We start from the raw sequence: 19,809 nt of genomic DNA, 5'->3' as shown, positions 1-19,809 counted from the left end.
AATCGTTGCTTCGGCGAATTTGCCCACTTTCTCGGCGAAGGCGCCTGGATGGTACGGAGCATTTCACGCTATTGCACCAACATAGAGCCCCAGAAGGCGTCTAGGTGGTCACTTCAGCGCAAAAGGATTCCACTATTATCTTATAGTGAAAATTGTGTATATCGATCTTCCCAGCCTTTCGGCGGCCGCGACTCCGGACAAGGGGGGCAGGGTGAGCCTGCCTCAGGCCGCGGGCTGGGCATGCTCGGGCCGGTCCCGGTCTTTTGCGACGATGGCGGATCGAATTCGCGACAGCGGCACCAGCAGATCTCCAAGCCGGTCCTGCCCGAAGATGGCCGCGACATAGCGATCGCGGCGCAGAAGGAATGCGTGATCGAGATGGTCGGCATAGGGCCTGCTCGACAGCATCCGGCTGTAATCGCGCAGGATGGCGAATCTGTCCGGGCGCGGATTGACGCCCTCGGGGGTGATGCCGATAACCGCCGCCCCGGCCTGGTGAAAGGCCGCCAGATCAGCGGGCGAGATCATGGTCTCGGGCCGGTTCCCGTACAACAGCACAACCGGCTGGTCGGGCAACAGATCGTCCAGCAGATGGCGCTTGTCCTCGGGCGTCGCCACCAAGGGTTGCGGAAACATCCGCCCCACCAGGCTGAGGGATTTCGGCCGCTGGTCGGGCCAGATCAACCCGGCATCGAAACGGGGCTTGGGCTTGTATTTCATCTGGGCAAAATAATCGCGGGCCGGCGGATACAGCTTGAGCGTATGGAAGGCCGCCCGGATCAACGCGCCCTTGAGAGCGGAACTGGGCATCATGACCTGCCCCATCCGCATCGCAAGCGTGATCATTTCCCAGGCATGCGGAGCGCGCTCGGCCTCATAGCTTGCCAGCAGGGGTTCAGGGTTGGTGGCGTGCAGCGCTTCGTGCAGTTTCCACCCGAGGTTATGGGCATCGCGCAACCCGCTATTCATGCCCTGGCCGGCGAAGGGCGGCGTCAGATGCGCCGCGTCGCCGGCAAGGAAAATGCGCCCGTCGCGCCAGCGTTCCGCCATCCGGGCGTGAAAGGTATAGACCTGCTGGCGACGGATCGGTTCATTTGCATCCGGGCCGACCATAGCCAAAAGTTTCCGCGCAAATTCAGGCGCTTCGGCCTGCTCGACCGTTTCGCCCCTGTTCAGCTTGAATTCATAGCGGCGGATTCCGGCGGGGCCGGGCAGGGTGATGCAGGAGCGCTGCGGCCAGCAGAAGACCTCGGTGTGGAAACAGCGGTTGCTGGTGGTCTTGAGGTCAAGGATCAGCCAGGGCTCTTCGAAGGTCGATCCCACCATCTTGATCCCCAGGTGCTTGCGCACGAAGGACCGGCCGCCATCACAGGCAACCAGGTATCTGGCGGCCACCTGCCGCTGGGTGCCATCCGCATGTGTCAGGGTTGCCTGGACCTGGTCCGCAGTTTGCGACACCGCGGTCAGTTCGGTCCCGAACAGGTCGGTCACCGTTTCATGGCGGGCCATCGCCCCGCGCAACAGAGTCACGAAATCCGGCTGTTGAAAGGCATTGCGCTTGTCAAAACCGTAATCCTTGGAAAACGGCTTGACGGTGGCAAAGACGTTTCCCTTCGGACCGCGATAGATCGAGCCATAGCCGCGGACACAGAGGCTGGCGACCTGCTGATGCAGGCCGACCGATTGCAGGGCGCGCAGGGATTCGTCGTCGATCGACACCGCCCGCGGTTCGCGCACGATGTCCATGCGTTTTTCGACGAGCAGGGTGGCGACCCCCATGTCACCCAGAATATTGGCCAGCAGCAATCCGGTCGGCCCGGCCCCGACGATCAGAACATCTGTCGCAAGGTCGGGAGGCCGGGTCATGGCGCCTGTTCCGCCACGATGGGATTGCGCAGCACGCCCAGGTTATCGATTTCAACCTCGACCACGTCGCCGGGGAACATGTAAACCGGCGGGTTTCGCTTGTCACCGACTCCGCCCGGCGTGCCGGTGACGATCACGTCGCCGGGGGACAGCGGCGTGAAGGTCGAGCAGTAGGCAACCAGGGTCTCCAGCGGAAACAGCAGATCCGACAACGCCGCCTTTTGCATGACCTCGCCGTTCAGACGCGTTTCGATCCCCAGGTCGCGATAGTCGCCGATTTCATCGGTGGTTACGAGATAGGGGCCGAAGGCGCCGGTTCCAGGAAAGTTCTTGCCCGGGGTAAACTGGATGGTGTGACGCTGCCAGTCGCGGACCGAGCCGTCATTATAGATCGAATACCCCGCGAGATGGTCCAGTGCCTCGGCTTCGGGTACGTTGCGGGCCGGCTTGCCTATGATGATGGCCAGTTCGCCTTCATAGTCGAAGCGCTCTGAAATTGCGGGCTTCACCAGGGGCTGGCCATGCGCGATCTGGGTGTCGGCAAAACGGGTGAACACGGTCGGATGCTCGACATCGGGCCGACCGGTTTCCTGCTTGTGCTTGAGGTAGTTCAGGCCGATGCACAGGATCTTGTTCGGGTTGGGCAGCACCGGCAACAGCTGGATATCCGCCCAGCCCAGGCCCGGCTTGCGTCCCGACAGGAAGGCCGCCGTCTCTGCCATCAAATCCCGCTCCAGCAACGCGCGAATATCGGTGACCTCCGGGGCAATCTTGCCCGTCAGGTCCACGATGCCACCGTCCACAACGGCGCCGAATCCGGGTTTGCCGGCACGGGTAAAGCTGATGAGTTTCATGATCTTTCTCCGAATGGCGGCGTCAGGACCGCAGAATTGCCTCGCCCCATTTGTTCAGGGTGCGCGGGTGCTGGGGCCAGTCCACGGTATCGCGGTCATAGATCACCTCCAGCTCGGCCGAGATTTCGATCCAGTTTTCGTCCGGGTCGGTGATGAAGATGAAGATGTTGTTGCCCGGGCCGTGCCGGCCAGGCCCCCACATGATCTGGATGCCCTGCGCGGCCAGGTGATCGCACCAGTCGCGGATATAGTCCCAATCGCCGGCCTCGTAGGAGTGATGGTCCACGCCGTTGCGGCCCGGTGTGTAAAAGCAGGCGATGGTGTGGTGTTCGAAATTCGAGGTGGTAAAGGCGGTGGCCAGGCGGCCGTCGTCATGCAGGACGCGATCGGTCAGCTGAGAACCCAGCTTGTCGACGTAAAACTCGACAAATGCCTGAACATCCTCGGAGGCATAGGTCAGGTGCTGGGTCGGCCCCTGGATGCCCTTGAATGTTCGGGTGTCGTCCTGCGCCAGGCCGAAACACACAAGGTGATTGTTGGCGTCGCGAACCCCGAAGGCGCCCTCCCGGAAATAGGGCGACGGGCAGGCCTCGATCGGGAGGCCTTCCTTGAGGACCCGCGCGCGCATCAGGTCCAGCCCCTCGGCATTGCGGCAGGCCAGGCCGGCATAGGCAAGCTTCTTGTTCTCACCCGGCACGACGACCATGCGGCGCCGAGGGCCTTCGCAGCGATAGGCCTCGGCGCTTTCATGCACCAACTCCATGTCCATCGCGCGGGAATAGAATTCGGCAAGAGCTTTGGGGTTGGCGCTCTCGTAGGCAATGTGATGCAGATAGGCGCCTGCCTGGACGGCGGTGTGGGTCATGGAAACCTCCTCATAAGTTGGCCTGTTTTACCAATATGAGGAAAATTAGCAATCAGAAATGTGCTGTATTTCCTAAATATGCAATTTTTGCACGCCCCCGCGCCGATACGCGAACGTCATTTCAATATTTTGGCATCACATGTCGTGCTGATCGGCGCGCATATCGGACTGGGCTTCTGCCATGAAGTTCTCGATCAGCGTGGCATGGGCGCGCAACAGCGATGACAGCCGCTGTACCCGAACCTCGCTGGTGTCGGCCTGGCGGACGACAAAGCTGAGCGAGGCATTGATCGCAAGGTCGTCATTCGTCACCGGCACGGCGATCCCCATCAGGCCGTCATCCACTTCACCGCGGGACACCGACAGGCCCGCGCGGCGAATCTGGGTAAGCTCGGCAACCAGTTCGTCGGGCACCGCCGCTTCACCGTCATGTACCTCGGCCAGCAGCTTCTTGCGTTTGCGGGTGGTCATGCTGGCCAGGATCGCCTTGGAGGTGGCGCCGCGAACGATCGGCATCGGCTTGCCCCGCTCATAGCTGGTGCGCTGATCCAGGGTATGCGCCTCGGCAACGCACATGACCTGCCGTCCATAAAGCCGGGCCAGAACCGCAACGCAGGGTTGACCCGCCTGTTCGACGAGGGTGCGCAGAAAGACCCCGCCCGAGCGCACAAGCGGATCGGTCTCGCGCAGGCGATGTTCGAATTCCAGGAAGGTCGGCCCCAGCCGATACCGGGATTCCTTCGTGCTTTCGACAAATCCGGCCTCTACCAGCTCGCGCACGGTGCGGTACACATTGCTGGGCGAGGTTCCGATCGCTTCGGACAGTTCCGCAACGGTCCATGACGCCTGTTCCGTCAGGAACAGCGTCAGCACATTGTTGTATCGGTCAAATCCGGCCATGTCGCGAACTCGTTGCAGGGATTGCGGGTTCGACGAAAGAAAGGGCTTTCGCCCCTGCTGTCAAACAATAACCTCGAAGCTGCATTCCGGCGGAAAGATGTCCTCGGCGCGCAGGCGCCGTCGGGTCACGCCCTGTTCATGGCAGTAGGTGAGAAAGGTGTTCAACGTGTGGGCATTTTCCCGCACGCCATAGGGCCAGGGCTCGCCATCGGGGAACAGCAGCCTGTTGCTGGCTTCGAAACTGGAGGGCCCCCAGCCCAGCGGTGCAAACGAGGTCGTGATGTCGCGGAACCGGTCGAACGCGCGGGCCTTGGCCTCGTTGAAGGCGTCCATGAGGTTGCGCATGATCCAGCGATTTGCCTCGTAGATATCGCGGCGCACCACCAGGACATGCATGATCGGAAAGATCCCGGTGCGGCGGAAATACTCCTCCTCGACCTTCTGTGGATCCGGGAACAGGCGGCGCACCCCGCGGTCCCCCTGCAGAAAGCTGTTGGGCGGGCGGGCGGAAATCGCGCAGTCGATGTCGCCAGCGGCCAGCATGTCGCTCAGGCAGCTGTCGGGGCGACGGACCAGGTCGATGCCCTCGGGCAGGGCCAGGTCGACCCCTTCCTTGCGCCCCGGGCTGTTCACCCCGGCCTGCACCCAGCTTATATCGCGCAGGTCCAACCCGACATCATGGGCGAGGTAGCCGCGCGCATACACGGTGGCCGTCTGCGACCATTGCGGCAGCCCGACCCGCTTGCCGCGAAGATCATCGACCGAGGTGATACCGGAGGCATCGTTGATGAAGAAACTGCTCTGCCGGAAAACCCGCGACGGGAAGACGGGCAGCCCGACAAATTCGGGCTCTGGCGTGTTCGCGACATGCGCGCAGAACCCCGCAAGCGAATATTCCGAGACATCGAATTCTCGGCCAAGCGCAAAGCGCAGACCGACCTGTTCGAACGGGTAGGACAGGATGTTCAGGTCGATGCCTTCCGGCCTGATCCGGCCGGTCACCAGATCCCGCGTGTGCGCGTAGTCGCTGATTGCCATCGTCAGTGAAAGTGCCATGTCCGGACCGGTCCTTTGCTATCGGCGGCCACGAAATGCCGCGCGGGCGCCGCCCCGGTTTTCGGGTTGCCATGCAGGGCCGCCAGCGCGACACGAGATGTGCCGAAGGCGAACATCTCGCGGTTTCTGCTGTGCGGCTTTCGGCATGAAGCGGCGGCTGTCTTCAGTTTCGGCAGGGCACTCACGGCCCACATTTTTTGGCTATTTAGCCATATATTGGAAATTATGCAACAATTGATAAACGTTTTTTGAACCCGAATGAACCGGCGGGCTCAATCTTGGCACAAGTGATGGTCCAGCTTGACACAGAGTGCGCGCAGGGCAATCCCCTCTGAACTATAAGAAAAATCACTCACCGTGACATTGATCCTGTTTTGTCAGGACAAGGCAGAGATCAACCCAGGCCGACGCGCACGGGTTTAACTCCGGAGCTCTCTATGCAATTTTGGCAAAATGTAGAAATTCAAAAATCATGCCGGCCTGGTCCAGCTAGGTCCGCGAACGGGCCGAGATTTCGCGGGCGCAGGTGCTGACGGCCAGTTGCAGGTCTTGCAGGCGGGCGGTATCCGCGCTGCCCGCCTGGAGCGACGCGCCAACAGCGCCAACCACCGCACCGGCCTTTTCGCGGATGACACAGCCGATCGCGACCTCGTCATCGCGAAATTCCCGGTCTTCGATGGCAAAGCCGTGGCGCCGGACCTGCCGGAGGCTTTCGACCAGTTCGCCCAGCGAAACGATCGTGTTGCGGGTCAGCGGCGACAGGCCGTGATCGGCGACCACGCGGGCGATTTCCGGCTCCGGCAGCCAGGCCAGGATCGCCTTGCCCAAGGCGGTGGCATGGGCGGCCTCGCCCAGCGAGCGGATGCCGGAGGCGTCGGTTTCGTAAAGGATGTTAAGTTCGGTCCCTTCGAAGGCGGCAAGCCGGACGGTCGAGCCGGTGTCTTCGGCAAGCCGGTCAAGAAAGGGGCGGGCCTCGCGCACGATATCGAACCGGGCGCCCCGCATCGAAGCGATCTCGGCCAGGCGCGGGCCGAGGAAATAGGCGCGCGGCTTGTCATGTTTGGCGACGTAGCCCCGGCGCAGCAGCGTGTTGAGCAGGTGATGGCAGGTTGACACCTTGAGGCCGGTCATCCGCGCGATGTCCTGCAGGCGCAGTTCCTGGCGCGACTCGGCCAGGGTTTCGATCAGCGTGATCGCGCGGTCGACCGCCTGCACCGTGGTCTGGTCACTTTTTTCGCCGGGCGCTTTCCATCCCGGCGCGACGGCGGGCGCATGGGCATCCTCCATCGACACCTTGGTGCGGGTATCGGTGATATCCGCCGGCTCCAGCCGATGGCCCGCGCGGGCGGTGGTGTCGTCATCCATGCTTGGGTCTCCGTGTCGCGCGGCAGGCATATGCATCCGCTGCCCGTCAATCATGATCGGTCGCCGCGCCGGGCGCAATCCGCGACGCGGCAGCGATGACCAGGGCCAAGCCGGTCATGCCTACGCCGAGGGCAGCGACGCCGGTCCATCCGAAGAAATGCCAGGTCTGGGCGCCGAGAAAGGTGCCAAGCGCCGCGCCGCAAAACCGGATCACCATATAAATGGTGTTCAGCCGGCTGGAGGCTTCGGGATCCAGCTGCAGGACTTCCGACATCGAAGATACGTGCCCCACCTGCATGCCAAGATCGAGAAGGACGACGGCCGGAATGATCCACAGGATCGCGCCCCCCGATACGCCCATGATCATGAAGGCCAACGCCATCAAGGCGCCGCTGGCCGAGATGATGAGCGGGGTGCCAAGCCGGTCGGTCAGGCGCCCGGCCATCGGAGCCGCCAGCACGCCCACGGCCCCGATCAGAGCCAGCAGACCCACGGCGGTGGAGGCTTCGTGCCGCAATTCGCGTTCGAAATGGAACACAATCGTGGTCCAGAACAGGGCGAAGGCCCCGAATTGCAGCGCCGCGACAAAGGCCAGCAGACGTAACCGGCCATGGTGCAGGAACAGTTCGGCCAGCGAGCTCAGCAGGCGGCGATAGCTGCCGGTGAAGGTGGGCGCCATAACCGGGAGCGACCGGCGCAGCAGGATCAACAGGACGATCATCAACCCCGCCGAGGTCCAGTAGACCGCCCGCCAGCCGAAGGCGCCGCCAAAGACGCCACCGACGAAACGCGACAGGATGATGCCCATCAGCAGCCCGCCCATGACAAACCCGACCGATCGGCCCGACTGCCCCTTTGGCGCAAGCCGCGCGGCAATGGGGGGCAGAAATTGCGGCACGATCGACGAAAACCCGACAAGGAAGGCAAGGCCAAGCAACAGGGGAAAGCCGGGCGCCAGCGCAAAACACACCAGCATGGCCGACGAGACCGCCAGCAGCACCGACAGGATCCGCCGCCGTTCCACCATGTCACCCAGCGGCAGCAGGAACAGCAGACCCAGCGCATAGCCGACCTGGGTCAGCGTCGCGATCATCGCGACCGAACGGTCAGAAGCGCGGAAATCCGTGGCGATTTCGGACAGCAGCGGTTGATTATAATAGTTGTTGGCCACGACCGCGCCGGCGGTCACAGCCATCAGCCAGACCAACTGCCGATGGCGGCGCGCGGTCATGGCGGTTGCGTCGATCTCACCAGGCAATGTCGGCATATCCTGCATCGGCCATCAGCCGCGGCCCGCGTTCGGCAATCTCGGCCCGCGCCCGTTCGGCGCCCGGCTGGTCGGTCAGCGCGCCATGCCGTTTGCGGAGGATACCGTCGACCAGCACGGTATCGACATTGCCGGGATGGGCGAACATGACCACGGCATTTTCCGGGTTCAGCGCCGGCCCCATGTTCCAATCATCGCGGCGCAGCAGCACGATATCTGCCTTCTTGCCGGGGGTCAGCGACCCGATCCGGTGCTCCATTCCCAGCACCCGGGCATTGTTGATGGTGGCCCATCGCAGCGCCTCGCCGGTGGTTACCTTCTCTTTCTGGTACACCCCGCCGCCGGTGCCGATGGTTTTCAGGTTCTCGGCCTCGAAGGCCGCGGCCTCGGGATTGCGCCCCTCTTCAAGTTCGCGCTGGGTCTGGACGTTGCGGTAGAACCGGTCGGCCTGCAGCGACAGGCGCATGGTCTCGAACATCGAGCCGGTCACCCCCACTTCGCTGTCATTGGCCACCGACGGCCGCCCGCCCTGGGCCGACACCCGGCCGATCAATGGCGGCACCCCGTGGCCGCGCAGTTCGGCCGGTGGCGTCGCGGTGATGGTACAGCCCGCATCCACCAGCGCCCGGATTTCTTCGTCGGGGATATAATTGGCATGCACCACGTTATGGCCCGCCGGCAGCAGGCCTTCCTTTTGCAGGTCCAGATAGCCGCCCGGATTCAGCCGGTTGCGGCGCCCCCAGACATGGGCGGAGGAAATCAGCCCCATCTCCTGGGCGAGCGCGAAATCCTGGCGGCAAACGTCGATGGTCGAATAATCCGGCCCCAGGACGCACATCGCCAGGGTGACCAGCGCATCGCCGGATGCAAACCGGTCCCGCCGCAACCGCTCGATCTCCGCTCTTGGATGCGGGATCTCGGAGAAATGCGGCTGCCCCGGCTGAGGTTTGGGTTTCACCGTACCATGCCCGAACAGCGCGCGCACGCCGCTGGCCGACAGGCCGTCGATGGCCGCGTCGGTATGGTCGGGGGTGGGATTGTTATGACACCAGTCGAACACCGTGGTGGTGCCGGCATCGATCTGGGACAGCCCGCCGGCGAATTCCGAATAATAGAGATCGTCGGGGCGGAACCGCGGCGCCGCGCCGGCGTGCAGGTAATTGTAGTAATCCGACCCGCCGAAATTCGACCCGATCCCCCGGATCACCGTCTGCCACAGATGGTTATGGGCATTCACCAGCCCCGGCATTGCGATCATCCGAGTGCCGTCAATCACTTCGGCATCCTCGACCGCCAGCTCGGGCCCAATGGCGGCGATCAGGTCGTCCTTCACCAGGATATCGCCGCGCGAAAGGTTGCCGATCTCGGGATCGACCGAGACGATCGCCGCTCCTCGAATCAAATAGGCTGACATATGGGTCCTACATTTCACTATATGAAAATTTCGAGAAGCTCTCGAATTCTTCTGTGACTATTCCTCGTGCCTTTCACACAAACAAGGGGGGTAAAGCCGATTTTTTTCATGAAATGCGTTGACATGACACTTTTTATCCGAAGATGCTGAAAAACACATCGAATAAGATTTCATGATGGGAAAAAATTGTGCTCGAGTTTGCACTGAAACGCCTGGGGCTTACACTGCTGGTTCTGGTCAGCGTGTCGATCATCACCTTCGCATTGGTGCGGCTGGCGGGCGATCCCGCGGTGGCGCTGGCCGGGGCCGAAGCCTCGTCAGAGGAGGTCGAGGCGGTGCGCATCGCCTATGGGTTCGACCGGCCGCTGACCGTGCAGTATTTCGGATGGCTGGGCGATGTGATGAAAGGCGATCTGGGATTCTCCAATATCCTGCAGCGCCCGGTCATGGAGGTGGTGATGGAGCGCCTGCCGGTCACCGCCAAGCTGGCCGGGCTGTCACTGCTGTTTGCGCTGGCGCTGGCGATACCGCTGGGCGTTTTGGCGGCGGCCAGGCGTAACTCGATGCTCGACCGGCTGGCCCTGTCGATTGCCGTGGTCGGGCAGGCGCTGCCCAACTTCTTCTTCGCGCTGCTGCTGATCCTGATCTTCGGCGTGACCCTGCGGTGGCTGCCGATCTCGGGCGACAGTTCGTTCCTGCACTACCTGATGCCGGCGATTGCCCTGGGGTATTTCTCGACCCCCGCCATCATGCGCCTGACCCGCGCCGGGATGATCGAGGTGCTGGAAAGCGATTATATCCGCACCGCCCGCGCCATGGGCCTGCCGCGCCGGCGGGTGATCCTGAAACACGCGCTGAGGAATGCCCTGATCCCGGTGGTCTCGCTGACCGCCGTGCAGCTGGGCTTTATGCTGTCCGGCTCGATCATCGTGGAATCGGTGTTTTCGATGAACGGGATCGGCCGGCTGGGCTGGCAATCGATCCAGCGCACTGATCTGGAGATGATGCAGGCGCTCGTCCTGATCATCTCGGTCATCTACCTCGCCCTCAATTATTTCGCGGACCTGCTAAACGGTCTGCTCGACCCCCGGCTGCGGGTGCAGTGACGGGACCGGACAAGAAAGACCGCATGACAGCCACCGACATGATCGATTCATCCGCCACCGCCGCCCCGGACGCAGTCGCCGCCCGGCCACGATCCGACACCTGGCACCGCGCCCGCCGCCATACCGGCCTGTTGATCGGCGCGGCGCTTGTCCTGGGCATCGTGATCCTGGCCCTGCTGGCCCCGCTGCTGGCGCCGCACGACCCCTACCTGCAGAATCTGTCTGCCCGCTTGATCCCGCCGGTCTGGCAGGGCGAGGGCAGCTGGGCCCACCCGCTGGGCACCGATGCCCTGGGCCGGGACTATCTGTCGCGGATCCTCTATGGCGCCCGGATCTCCTTGCTGATCGGGTTTGGCGCCACCGCGATCGCGCTGGTCATCGGCACCACCATGGGTGTTCTGGCCGGCTATTTCGGCGGCTGGCCCGATTTCATCGTCAGCTTTATCGTCAATGTCCGGCTGGCGCTGCCGGCGATGCTGGTGGCCTTGGTCGTCGTCGCCCTGGTGGGCGGTTCTCTGAACGTGGTCATCTGGACCCTCGGCTTTCTCGTCTGGGACCGGTTCGCGGTGGTGATGCGGGCGGCAACCCAGCAGATCCGCTCGCTTGACTATCTCGCGGCCGCCGAGGCCGCCGGCGCCTCGGTTCTGCGCATCCTGCTGAGCGAGGTGATGCCCAACGTTCTGGGGGCGCTGATCGTCGTTGCCACGCTGGAAATCGCCCAGGCGATCCTGTTCGAGGCGGCGCTGTCCTTCCTCGGGCTGGGGGTTCAGCCGCCCACGCCCAGCTGGGGCCTGATGATCTCGGAAGGCAAGGCGCATATGTTCTTCCGCCCCTGGGTGATCGCGATTCCCGGCGTGGCGCTGTTCGTTCTGGTCCTCGCCATCAACCTGCTGGGCGACGGCATCCGTGACGTCACCGCACCGGAGGGTCGCGCATGAGCCTGCTGAACGTCGAAAACCTGTGCATCGACATCCCCGGCACCCGTGGCACCCTGCACGCGGTCCGCGGTGTCAGCTTCCATGTCGACAAGGGCGAGACCCTGTGTATCGTCGGCGAGTCCGGCTGCGGCAAGTCGCTGACCTCGCATGCGCTGCTTGGCCTCAGCCCCCGCATCGCCAAGGTGCAGGCCGCCGCGCTGAGCTTTGACGGCACGGATCTGCGCAAGCTGCGCGAACGCGACTGGCAGAAGCTGCGCGGGCTGCGCCTGTCGATGATCTTCCAGGATCCGATGACCTCGCTGAACCCCAGCTTTACCATCGGCGCGCTGTTGACCGAGGTCTACCGCCGTCACCATCCCGCCTCGGCGGCCCAGGCCCGCGACCGGGCGATCGAAATCCTGCAGAAGGTCGGAATCGGCAATGCCGAGGAACGGCTGGCCCAGTATCCGCACCAGCTGTCGGGCGGCCTGCGCCAGCGCGTCATGATCGCCATGGGTCTGATCTGCGGCCCCGATCTGCTGATCGCGGACGAGCCCACCACCGCGCTGGACGTGAACATTCAGTTGCAGATCCTGCGCCTGTTGCAGGATCTCAAGCGTGACATGGGCCTGGGTATTCTGTTTGTCACCCACGACCTTGGCCTGGTCGCCCGGTTCGCTGACCGCGTCGCGGTGATGTATGCCGGCCGGATCGTCGAAACCGCGCCGGTGGCCGAGCTGTTCGCCAAGCCCTGCCACCCCTATACGCGCGCCCTGATCAACTGCATCCCGGTGCCGGGCAAAACCCAGCCCGGCGCGCCGCTGGGCGCGATTCCCGGCGTCGTGCCCTCGCTGATCGGACCGCAACAGGGCTGCGCCTTCCGCGACCGCTGTACCCATGCCACGCCGCTCTGCGCCAGCCGGCTCAAGCGCCAGCAGGACGGCGGTTCGCATGTCTACGAATGCCATTACACCCCCGAGGAGACCGCGGCATGACCGACATCTTGCTCTCGGCGCGTGACATCCGCCGCGACTTCCGGGTTTCCGGCGGCTTCGGCAAACCGCGCCGCACCGTCCAGGCCGTGCGCGGCGTCAGCCTCGACGTTCCGCGGGGCGGGGTGGTGGGCATCGTCGGCGAATCCGGCTGCGGCAAATCCACCCTTGCCAAGATTCTCCTCGGGCTCGACGCGCCCACCGCCGGCGCGGTGCTGTTCCAGGGCCGCCCGATCCACGACATGGCACGGGCCGAGCGCGCCGGCCACATCCAGCCGATTTTCCAGGATCCCTACCTGTCGCTGAACCCGCATAAACGGATCGAGACCATCATCGGGCTGCCGCTGCGCGTTGCCGGCACGCCCGAGCGCGAGATCCGCAAGCGGGTGGCGGAAATGATGGATCTCACCGGCCTGCCACAGCGCCTGGCAAATGCCTTTCCCAGCCAGATGTCGGGTGGGCAACGGCAGCGCGTGGCGATCGCCCGCGCCCTGATCGCCCGCCCCGAACTGGTGATCTGCGACGAGCCGACCTCGGCGCTCGACGTGTCGATCCAGGCACAGATCCTGAACCTGTTGCAGGACCTGCGCCGCGAACTGGGCCTGACCTATGTGCTGATCTCGCACAATCTTGCCGTGGTCGAACACATCGCCACCGAGGTCATGGTGATGAACCGGGGCGAGGTGATCGAGCATCGCCCCACCGCCGATCTGTTTGCCGCGCCGCAATCCGACTACACGCGCATGCTGCTTGCCTCGATCCTCACGCCAGAGCCCGGAAAGGGCCTTCCCGACCTGCATATCGAGCCCGCGTAAAAGCCAACAAGGAGACCCATCAATGACCCTTCGCCACACGCTCCTGTCCGGAGCCGCCGCCCTCGCCATGGCCCTGCCGGCCCAGGCCGGGCCGGATGACAATACTCTGGTCTGGTCCACCGATCGCGAGATCTCGGTCCCTTTCGTCTGGTGGGACACGGTGACCGAGATGGGCGCGATGATGTACCATATCTACGACACGCTGGTGTATCGCAATCCCGAGACCATGGCCTATGAACCCCTTCTGGCCACCAGCTGGGAATGGATTGACGACACCACGCTGGAACTGAAGCTGCGCCAGGGCGTGACCTATCACGATGGCAACAGCTTTACCGCCGACGATGTAGTCAAAAGCTATTCCATGCTTCTTGACCCGGCCACCGCCGTGGTCAACGACCGCTTCGTCAAATGGATGAACGAGGTGGAAAAGGTCGATGACTATACCGTGCGCCTCAACCTCGCCGAACCCTTCCCGGCGGCGCTGGAGTTCCTGTCGGGCACCCGCATGGCGGTTCCGCCCGCCGAGGCCTGGGAGGGCCTGCCCACCAAAGCCGACGGCACGCCCGATTTCGCCCAAATGCCTTCGATCGGCACCGGACCTTACAAGCTGGACCATTTCTCGCCGGGCGAGACCCTGACGCTGACCCGGTACGAAGGCTATTTCGACGGGCCAAAGGGCCAGCCCGCGATCGAGACGATCACCTTCCGCACCATTCCCGATCAGGAAACCCGCGTGGCGGAACTGATGGTTGGCGGCATCGACTGGATCACCGATCTGCCATCCGACATGGTCGAGCAGTTGGGTGCGGTTCCGGGCGTTGCGGTCACCGCCGGGCCGGACATGCGCATCGCTTATATCGCGCTGGACCGGACCGGCCGCAACGAGGGCACGCCGGTGGCCGACGTCAAGGTACGCCAGGCCATCGCCCATGCGATCGACCGCGAGACCATCGCCAAAGAGATCGTCGGACCCGCGGCGCAGGTGGTGAATGCCGCCTGCTATCCGACGCAGGTGGGCTGCACCGATGATGTGCCGCACTATGACTATGACCCCGAGAAGGCCAAGGCGCTTCTGGCCGAGGCCGGATATCCCGATGGCATCACCGTCGAGATGGGCGCCTATCGCGAGCGGCCGCATTCCGAGGCGGTCATGGGCTATCTGCGCGAATCGGGGATCAACGCGCAACTTACCTATCTGCAATGGTCCGGCCTGCGCGAACGGTTGACTGCCGGCGACATCGACATGGCGGTACGGACCTGGGCGTCCTCGGGGCTGAACGACGTCTCGGCCATCGCTTCGGTCCTGCTGAAGATGGCGCCCGATGATCTGTGCCAGTCGCCCGAAATCAAGGCCAAGCTGGACGCGGCCGATACCACGGTCGATGCCGACGCCCGCGCGGCGCTGTACAAGGAAGCGCTGACCATGGTGGCCGAAGAGGTCTGCTGGATCCCGCTGTTTTCCTATTCCAAGGTCTATGCGCATAACGAGGCGCTGAATTTCTTTCCCACCGCCGACGGCTTCCCGCTGTTCTATCTGGCCGAGTGGAAGGAATAACGGAACTGAGCCGCCGCTTCGCGGTTCTCCTTTAAAGGAGAGCCGCGATGAAAACTTCTTTCAAGGACCCTGACGCCTCGCCTGACGGCCTGATCCCCAACTCGGTTCAGGCCGCCTTGCCGGGAGCGCGGAACAATCGGCTTGCCCCCGTCATCTATGCCGGGGGCATGCTGGCGGCGGGGCTGGCGCTGTTGATCGCCAAGCCCGGCATCGGGCGGGTGCCCGAAGCGCGCCAGGCCAAAGACGCGCCCGGTGACCAGCGTGTCCGGCGCGCGGCGCAGGCGGGCCGCGATGCCGCGCATCATTTCGCACCTACCAATGTGACGGATTCAATCGGCAGATCGCTGGTGATCGGTGGCGCCGCGTTGCTGCTGACGCGGCTGCTGGACGAGGCCAGCGGCCGGAACGACCGCTGAACCACAGCGCATCCCGCGCCAAGCGGCACCGGGGGTGCACGCCCATGGGCCCCAAGCCCGGGGCCCATGGCATGCCAAGGCGAGCCGCCTAGACCTCGATCGGATAGGCGGCGAACAGACGTTCGGCCGAAGCCGCCTGGTCACGGCGCAGCGCGGCCATGTCGACATCCAGCACCTGCCCATCGGCCTTGCGCAGTTTGCCGGCGACCATCACCGTGTCGATATCGGAATTCTGCGCGAAGTGAACAACCGCCTGGGCCGGATCTATGGTGCCCATCATCGCCAGCGAATCGCGCCGGATCACGATCAGGTCCGCCTGCTTGCCCGGCGTCAGCGAACCGATGCGATGGTCCAGCCGCAGCGCGCGCGCATTGTCGATGGTGGCCCATTTCAGCGCCTCGACCGATGCCACTGGCGGCGCGGTCACCCGGGCCGCAGGCACCGCAACCTCGCGTTCCTCGACCTCGTCTTCGCCCAGCAGCCTGTCGGCATGCGCGGTGTTGTAAAGCCGCGCGCCCAGCAGCGAGGCGCGGATGGTCTCCAGCATGCCGCCGGTCAGATCGACCTCGACGTCCGGCCCGATCGAGGGACGGCCGCCCATGCGCAACACCCGGCTGACCAGCGGCTCCACCGGGTGGGGGCCCAGCTCGACCGCCGGGGTGGAGGTGATTGTGGCACCGTGATCCAGGATCACCCTCAGCTCGTCATCGCCGATATAGTTGGCGTGCACGATGTTGTGGTCGGGGCCCAGCAACCCTTCGCGGGCGATGGTCAGGTACCCGTCCGGCACCAGCCGGTTCAGGCCCCAGATATGCGCGCTGGACAGCAGGCCATAGTCGCGCGCCATCCTGAAATCGTGCCGGCAGACCTCGATGCCGGAATAGTCGGGGCCGAGAATGCAGGCGGCAAGCGTCACCAGCGCCTCGTCCTGGCTCAGCCGACCCTTGCGCAGCCGGTCGATTTCGCCAACCGGGTGCGGGATGGTGGAAAAATGCGGCTCGCCCGGTTTGGGCTTGGGCTTGACCGTGCCGTGGCCGAAAACCGCCCGCAGCCCGGCCTGGTCCAGCGCGTCGATGGCGGCGTCGGTATGTGCGGGGGTCGCGTTGTTGTGGCACCAGTCGAACAACGTGGTGGTCCCGGCTTCGATCTGCGCCAGGGCTCCGACCAGGGTGCCGATATGGGTGTCCTCTGGCGTATAATGGGGCGAGATACCCGCGTGAACCCAGCGGAAATAGCCGCCCGAGGGCCAATCTGCGCCGATCGCCCGGATCGCGCCCTGCCAGGTGTGCATATGGGCATTCACAAAGCCGGGCATCACGATGGCCCCCGCCGCCTCGATCACCTTGGCGTCCTCCGCCTCGATGCTGGGAGAGACCTGCACGATGCGGTCCTCTTCGACCAGCACATCGCCGGTGAGGCGGCCGATCTCATCGTCCATGGAGAGGATCTGCCCGCCCTTGATCAGGGTTCTCGTCATTGTCGTTTTGTCCTTTTTCCGAATGCGTCCGGGCGCCCGGCAAGGGGCGCCCGAGACCTGGGGTGTCAGAGGCTCACTTCCAAGAAGAAAGGAAGAAGAGCGGGAAGCCGTCGGCGGTGGCGAAGAAATCGAGCTCTTCGGTATACGCGTAGGGTTTCGAGTGCGAGTAGAGCGGGATCCAGCAGACCTCTTCCGCAACCACCTCCAGCGCCTGCTTATAGGTCGCGGCACGAAGCTCGGGGTCGATGGTGGTGTCGGCGGTGTCCAGCAGTTCCTTGACCTTCGGGTTCTGACAGTAATCGTCCGGGGTCATCTTCAGCAGGACCGAGGCGATCCCCGAAATGTCGTTCAGGCCGGAGGACGCCCAACCGGTCTGCGCCATCTCCATCTTGCCGTCGTTCATCTTCGAACGCAGCCCGGCCCATTGCAGCATCGAGATATCGGCATCGATCCCCACCTCGCGCAGATTGCCGATGATCGCCTCCAGCAGATAGCGGTCGCGGAAGGCATCGATGGTGATGTTGATGCCATCGCCAAAGCCCGCCTCTTGCAGCAGCGCCTTCGACTTCTCGGGATCATAGGCATATCCCTCGACATCCTGGGTGCAGCCGACCTGGGTGGGATAGCAGCCGGCATTCAGCACATTGGCCGCCGGACCGACAAGGTTCTCGGCGATCGCCTGCTTGTCGATGGCATGGGCAATGGCCTTGCGCACGCGGACATCGGCAATCGGAGTGTCCCCCGAACGTCCGGTGGCATCCAGGGTCAAATAGCTCACCCGCATGTCCGGCCCGTCAAGCACGGTGATACCGGGCAGGCCGCGCAGGCTGTCGACGGTGTCCTGGGTCAGCCCCGTCACCCAGTCGACCGATCCCACCATCAGTTCGGCAACCGCGGTTTCGGCGTCCAGGATCGTCTTCATGTGCAGCGTCTTGATCGCCGGCTTGCCCTTGGGGCCCTCGAAGTAGGCTTCGTTGCGTTCGAGGATCATGTCGCCACCCGGCACGAACGAGACCATCCGGTAGGGGCCGGTGCCGATCACCGGCATCGCGGCATAGTCGGGTTCGCCGGCAGCGGTGCGCGGCGGGTTCTCCCAGACTTCCGAGGGCATGATGCCCATCCGGGTCGAGGCGAGGAATTCGAAGGCGGCGGGGAACGGTTTTTCCGTGGAGATCCGCACCGTCATGTCATCGACCTTTTCGACCGCGGCCATCCACTTGACCAGGCCGGCATTCATCACGGCGGTGGCAGGGTCGATCAGGTGTGAATAGCTGACCACCACGTCATCGGCATCAAAGCTGGAACCGTCATGGAAGGTCACGCCGTCGCGCAGCTTGAATTCCAGGGTAAGGTCGTCTACCCGCTCCCAGCTTTCGGCCAGCAGCGGCAGGTATTCAAAGGTCTCGGGATCGCGGTAAACCAGGGTATCGAAATAGTGGTGCTGCATGGCGGCCACGTCGATCAGGTTCTCCCACCACACCAGCGGAACGTTTGCCTCGCGGTTGGTCACCCAGACCAGCGTATCCTCCGCCGGCCCGGCGATCGCGGGCGCGGCGGTCAGCGCGGCAAGGGCAAGGGCCGTGGTTGTCATCAGATGCTTCATCGTTTCACCTTTTTCATTTTGTGAAATTTTTATCCGGAACTCTTTCAGAGAATGCGGAGCGATCTGGCTTTTGGTCAACAATTTAGCGCCTTGCCCTACGGTTCATTGAAATCCGTTTGCCTAATTCTGCAACTTTTCCGGCAATATGAAATATTGTGAAGGTAAACCCGCCGTCCCCGCGCGCCATCTGGCGGCGCGCAAGCACCGCAGCGCGGCGAGGGCCACGCTTGTGCTGCGCGGAATGTCGGCGATACCTGACCCCGGCCGCCCGTTGCCTGCGCGGGTGGGCGCGGTGCGCGCGCTGCGCTATCCGGTAAGCTTAGTTATGTTTACTTTGTTCGGAGCTGTCGCCTTGAGTACAGGTTTCTTTCGGCCGCCCACCCGGAGCTGCCGGCATCAGGCCCGTGGGCGGCCGTAATACAGCATCGAGACATGCTCGGCCTCGGCAAAGAACAGCCAGCGTTCGACCAAGAGTCCGATGCCGGCCGAAAGCGTCGCCACGGCCAGCATCAGCGGCGACAGGCCGCTGCCCAGAACCACCAGGCCGGCAAGCGGGATCGGCACCGCGAACAGCGCCACCAGCGCGATGCGGCGCAGCCGGGTGGCATGGCGGCGGCCGATTTCATAGCCCATTTCACGCATGATGAAATTGGGGCGGGTATGCGGCGGGTCCAGAACGCGGACGTGCGCCTCGGCGTCCAGGCCAAGCGCCATCTGCGCGGTATATGCGCCGCGATCGCCATCGATACGGGCGAAATAGGCCAGCTTGAGCAGCAGCGCCAGAACCAGGCTGCCGCTGGCCAGCACAGCCGGCCAATGCAGGCCGGAAAAAGCCAGGATCAACGCCAGCAGCAAGGCACCCGAGGCCGCCGCCAGCCCAAGATAGACCAGCGGGACCAGCGGCTGGTGCCACTGCCGGATGGTGCGCAGCGAGGCATAGATCATCCCCGTGCACCAAACCGTCACCACCGCGCCCGCCGCCACCAACAGGCCCAGCAGGGGGCTGAGCGGCGTCTGCACTCCGAACAGCCAGACCAGCGCCAGCAGGCCCGCCGGCACATAGGTTGCCAGCGCCGCAATCCCCTCGCGCGACAGCCAGGACGAGCGCCATTGCGACAAGGCCCGCCAGGCGCGTTCGGGATGGCCGAGGTGGAAGGTCGACGAAAACAGCCCCGCGGTCACCAGCACCAGCGCCGTTGCAAGCGCAAGGAAGGGCAGCCAGCGACTGTCGGGCAAAAGCCCGGCAACATGCGCCAGGCCCAGCCAGAACATTAACCCATAGCCCGCCCCGGAGGCGGTGGTGAAGAAGATCACCGAATAGGCGGGATGCATCCTGTCCTC

The 19,809-nt window shown here is 63.9% G+C and carries 17 protein-coding genes; 6 read left to right on the top strand and 11 right to left on the bottom strand.

All coding sequences use genetic code 11. The annotated features are described in order from the left end of the window. Positions 1-222: 222 nt before the first annotated feature. From CVM52_RS06580 to CVM52_RS06545, 8 genes are all read right to left on the bottom strand, one after another. Positions 223-1,866, bottom strand: coding sequence for a bifunctional 3-(3-hydroxy-phenyl)propionate/3-hydroxycinnamic acid hydroxylase (locus CVM52_RS06580; RefSeq protein ID WP_100161712.1), 1,644 nt, complete (start codon positions 1,864-1,866; stop codon positions 223-225). Continuing rightward, a complete protein-coding gene (locus tag CVM52_RS06575) occupies positions 1,863-2,720 on the bottom strand; it encodes a fumarylacetoacetate hydrolase family protein (RefSeq protein ID WP_100161711.1) in 858 nt (285 codons plus the stop codon). The genes CVM52_RS06580 and CVM52_RS06575 overlap by 4 nt, the downstream gene beginning before the upstream one ends. Positions 2,721-2,742: 22 nt before the next feature. Then, positions 2,743-3,585 carry a VOC family protein gene (locus tag CVM52_RS06570; protein WP_100161710.1) on the bottom strand — a complete coding sequence of 281 codons (843 nt, stop codon included), beginning with the start codon at positions 3,583-3,585 and terminating at the stop codon, positions 2,743-2,745. Between the two features lie 135 nt (positions 3,586-3,720). Continuing rightward, positions 3,721-4,485, bottom strand: coding sequence for an IclR family transcriptional regulator (locus CVM52_RS06565; protein ID WP_100161709.1), 765 nt, complete (start codon positions 4,483-4,485; stop codon positions 3,721-3,723). Positions 4,486-4,545: 60 nt separating this feature from the next. After that, on the bottom strand, positions 4,546-5,541 hold the full coding sequence (locus CVM52_RS06560; protein WP_133119800.1) for a substrate-binding domain-containing protein: 996 nt from the start codon (positions 5,539-5,541) through the stop codon (positions 4,546-4,548). Between the two features lie 489 nt (positions 5,542-6,030). Next, positions 6,031-6,906, bottom strand: a complete 876-nt coding sequence (locus CVM52_RS06555; RefSeq protein ID WP_100161707.1) for an IclR family transcriptional regulator — start codon at positions 6,904-6,906, stop codon at positions 6,031-6,033. 46 nt (positions 6,907-6,952) lie between these two features. Continuing rightward, positions 6,953-8,137, bottom strand: coding sequence for an MFS transporter (locus CVM52_RS06550; RefSeq protein ID WP_172720929.1), 1,185 nt, complete (start codon positions 8,135-8,137; stop codon positions 6,953-6,955). A gap of 16 nt (positions 8,138-8,153) precedes the next feature. Then, complete coding sequence (locus CVM52_RS06545; protein WP_100161705.1) at positions 8,154-9,587, bottom strand: amidohydrolase family protein; 1,434 nt, start codon at positions 9,585-9,587, stop codon at positions 8,154-8,156. A 188-nt stretch (positions 9,588-9,775) separates the two neighbouring features. Between CVM52_RS06545 and CVM52_RS06540 the strand changes: the two genes are divergently transcribed. From CVM52_RS06540 to CVM52_RS06515, 6 genes are read left to right on the top strand one after another with little or no spacing between them, the layout of a single operon-like run. After that, positions 9,776-10,693, top strand: a complete 918-nt coding sequence (locus tag CVM52_RS06540) for an ABC transporter permease (protein ID WP_100161704.1) — start codon at positions 9,776-9,778, stop codon at positions 10,691-10,693. A gap of 38 nt (positions 10,694-10,731) precedes the next feature. Next, on the top strand, positions 10,732-11,631 hold the full coding sequence (locus CVM52_RS06535) for an ABC transporter permease (RefSeq protein ID WP_205964902.1): 900 nt from the start codon (positions 10,732-10,734) through the stop codon (positions 11,629-11,631). Further along, a complete protein-coding gene (locus CVM52_RS06530; protein ID WP_100161703.1) occupies positions 11,628-12,605 on the top strand; it encodes an ABC transporter ATP-binding protein in 978 nt (325 codons plus the stop codon). The genes CVM52_RS06535 and CVM52_RS06530 overlap by 4 nt, the downstream gene beginning before the upstream one ends. Next, positions 12,602-13,417 carry an ATP-binding cassette domain-containing protein gene (locus tag CVM52_RS06525; RefSeq protein WP_100161702.1) on the top strand — a complete coding sequence of 272 codons (816 nt, stop codon included), beginning with the start codon at positions 12,602-12,604 and terminating at the stop codon, positions 13,415-13,417. The genes CVM52_RS06530 and CVM52_RS06525 overlap by 4 nt, the downstream gene beginning before the upstream one ends. 22 nt (positions 13,418-13,439) lie before the next feature. Further along, a complete protein-coding gene (locus tag CVM52_RS06520; protein ID WP_100161701.1) occupies positions 13,440-14,972 on the top strand; it encodes an ABC transporter substrate-binding protein in 1,533 nt (510 codons plus the stop codon). Between the two features lie 47 nt (positions 14,973-15,019). Next, positions 15,020-15,388, top strand: a complete 369-nt coding sequence (locus CVM52_RS06515; protein ID WP_240620882.1) for a hypothetical protein — start codon at positions 15,020-15,022, stop codon at positions 15,386-15,388. 88 nt (positions 15,389-15,476) lie between these two features. Here CVM52_RS06515 and CVM52_RS06510 read toward each other — a convergent pair whose 3' ends face one another. The 3 genes from CVM52_RS06510 to CVM52_RS06500 all read right to left on the bottom strand — a co-directional run bounded on the left by CVM52_RS06510 (position 15,477) and on the right by CVM52_RS06500 (position 19,800). Next, positions 15,477-16,865 (bottom strand): amidohydrolase family protein, encoded by a 1,389-nt coding sequence (locus tag CVM52_RS06510; protein ID WP_100161700.1) that lies wholly within the window; start codon positions 16,863-16,865, stop codon positions 15,477-15,479. A 73-nt stretch (positions 16,866-16,938) separates the two neighbouring features. Beyond that, positions 16,939-18,468 (bottom strand): ABC transporter substrate-binding protein, encoded by a 1,530-nt coding sequence (locus tag CVM52_RS06505; protein ID WP_133119799.1) that lies wholly within the window; start codon positions 18,466-18,468, stop codon positions 16,939-16,941. Positions 18,469-18,864: 396 nt separating this feature from the next. Then, positions 18,865-19,800, bottom strand: coding sequence for a dimethyl sulfoxide reductase anchor subunit family protein (locus tag CVM52_RS06500; protein ID WP_100161698.1), 936 nt, complete (start codon positions 19,798-19,800; stop codon positions 18,865-18,867). Between the last annotated feature and the right edge of the window lie 9 nt (positions 19,801-19,809).

Origin of the sequence: Pseudooceanicola lipolyticus (assembly GCF_002786325.1) — a bacterium.
In the GTDB taxonomy this organism is placed as follows: Bacteria; Pseudomonadota; Alphaproteobacteria; order Rhodobacterales; family Rhodobacteraceae; genus Pseudooceanicola_C; species Pseudooceanicola_C lipolyticus.
Note: the sequence above shows the minus strand (reverse complement) of the source record. Positions and strands in the feature narration are given on the sequence as shown.

Excerpts from the sequence above, each read along its gene's own strand:
- CVM52_RS06515 (WP_240620882.1), top strand. The coding sequence starts at position 15,020 with ATGAAAACTTCTTTCAAGGACCCTGACGCCTCGCCTGACGGCCTGATC.
- CVM52_RS06500 (WP_100161698.1), bottom strand. The coding sequence starts at position 19,800 with ATGCATCCCGCCTATTCGGTGATCTTCTTCACCACCGCCTCCGGGGCG.
- CVM52_RS06580 (WP_100161712.1), bottom strand. The coding sequence starts at position 1,866 with ATGACCCGGCCTCCCGACCTTGCGACAGATGTTCTGATCGTCGGGGCC.
- CVM52_RS06525 (WP_100161702.1), top strand. The coding sequence starts at position 12,602 with ATGACCGACATCTTGCTCTCGGCGCGTGACATCCGCCGCGACTTCCGG.
- CVM52_RS06560 (WP_133119800.1), bottom strand. The coding sequence starts at position 5,541 with ATGGCACTTTCACTGACGATGGCAATCAGCGACTACGCGCACACGCGG.
- CVM52_RS06535 (WP_205964902.1), top strand. The coding sequence starts at position 10,732 with ATGATCGATTCATCCGCCACCGCCGCCCCGGACGCAGTCGCCGCCCGG.
- CVM52_RS06565 (WP_100161709.1), bottom strand. The coding sequence starts at position 4,485 with ATGGCCGGATTTGACCGATACAACAATGTGCTGACGCTGTTCCTGACG.
- CVM52_RS06505 (WP_133119799.1), bottom strand. The coding sequence starts at position 18,468 with ATGAAGCATCTGATGACAACCACGGCCCTTGCCCTTGCCGCGCTGACC.
- CVM52_RS06520 (WP_100161701.1), top strand. The coding sequence starts at position 13,440 with ATGACCCTTCGCCACACGCTCCTGTCCGGAGCCGCCGCCCTCGCCATG.
- CVM52_RS06510 (WP_100161700.1), bottom strand. The coding sequence starts at position 16,865 with ATGACGAGAACCCTGATCAAGGGCGGGCAGATCCTCTCCATGGACGAT.
- CVM52_RS06555 (WP_100161707.1), bottom strand. The coding sequence starts at position 6,906 with ATGGATGACGACACCACCGCCCGCGCGGGCCATCGGCTGGAGCCGGCG.
- CVM52_RS06570 (WP_100161710.1), bottom strand. The coding sequence starts at position 3,585 with ATGACCCACACCGCCGTCCAGGCAGGCGCCTATCTGCATCACATTGCC.
- CVM52_RS06545 (WP_100161705.1), bottom strand. The coding sequence starts at position 9,587 with ATGTCAGCCTATTTGATTCGAGGAGCGGCGATCGTCTCGGTCGATCCC.
- CVM52_RS06530 (WP_100161703.1), top strand. The coding sequence starts at position 11,628 with ATGAGCCTGCTGAACGTCGAAAACCTGTGCATCGACATCCCCGGCACC.
- CVM52_RS06575 (WP_100161711.1), bottom strand. The coding sequence starts at position 2,720 with ATGAAACTCATCAGCTTTACCCGTGCCGGCAAACCCGGATTCGGCGCC.
- CVM52_RS06550 (WP_172720929.1), bottom strand. The coding sequence starts at position 8,137 with ATGACCGCGCGCCGCCATCGGCAGTTGGTCTGGCTGATGGCTGTGACC.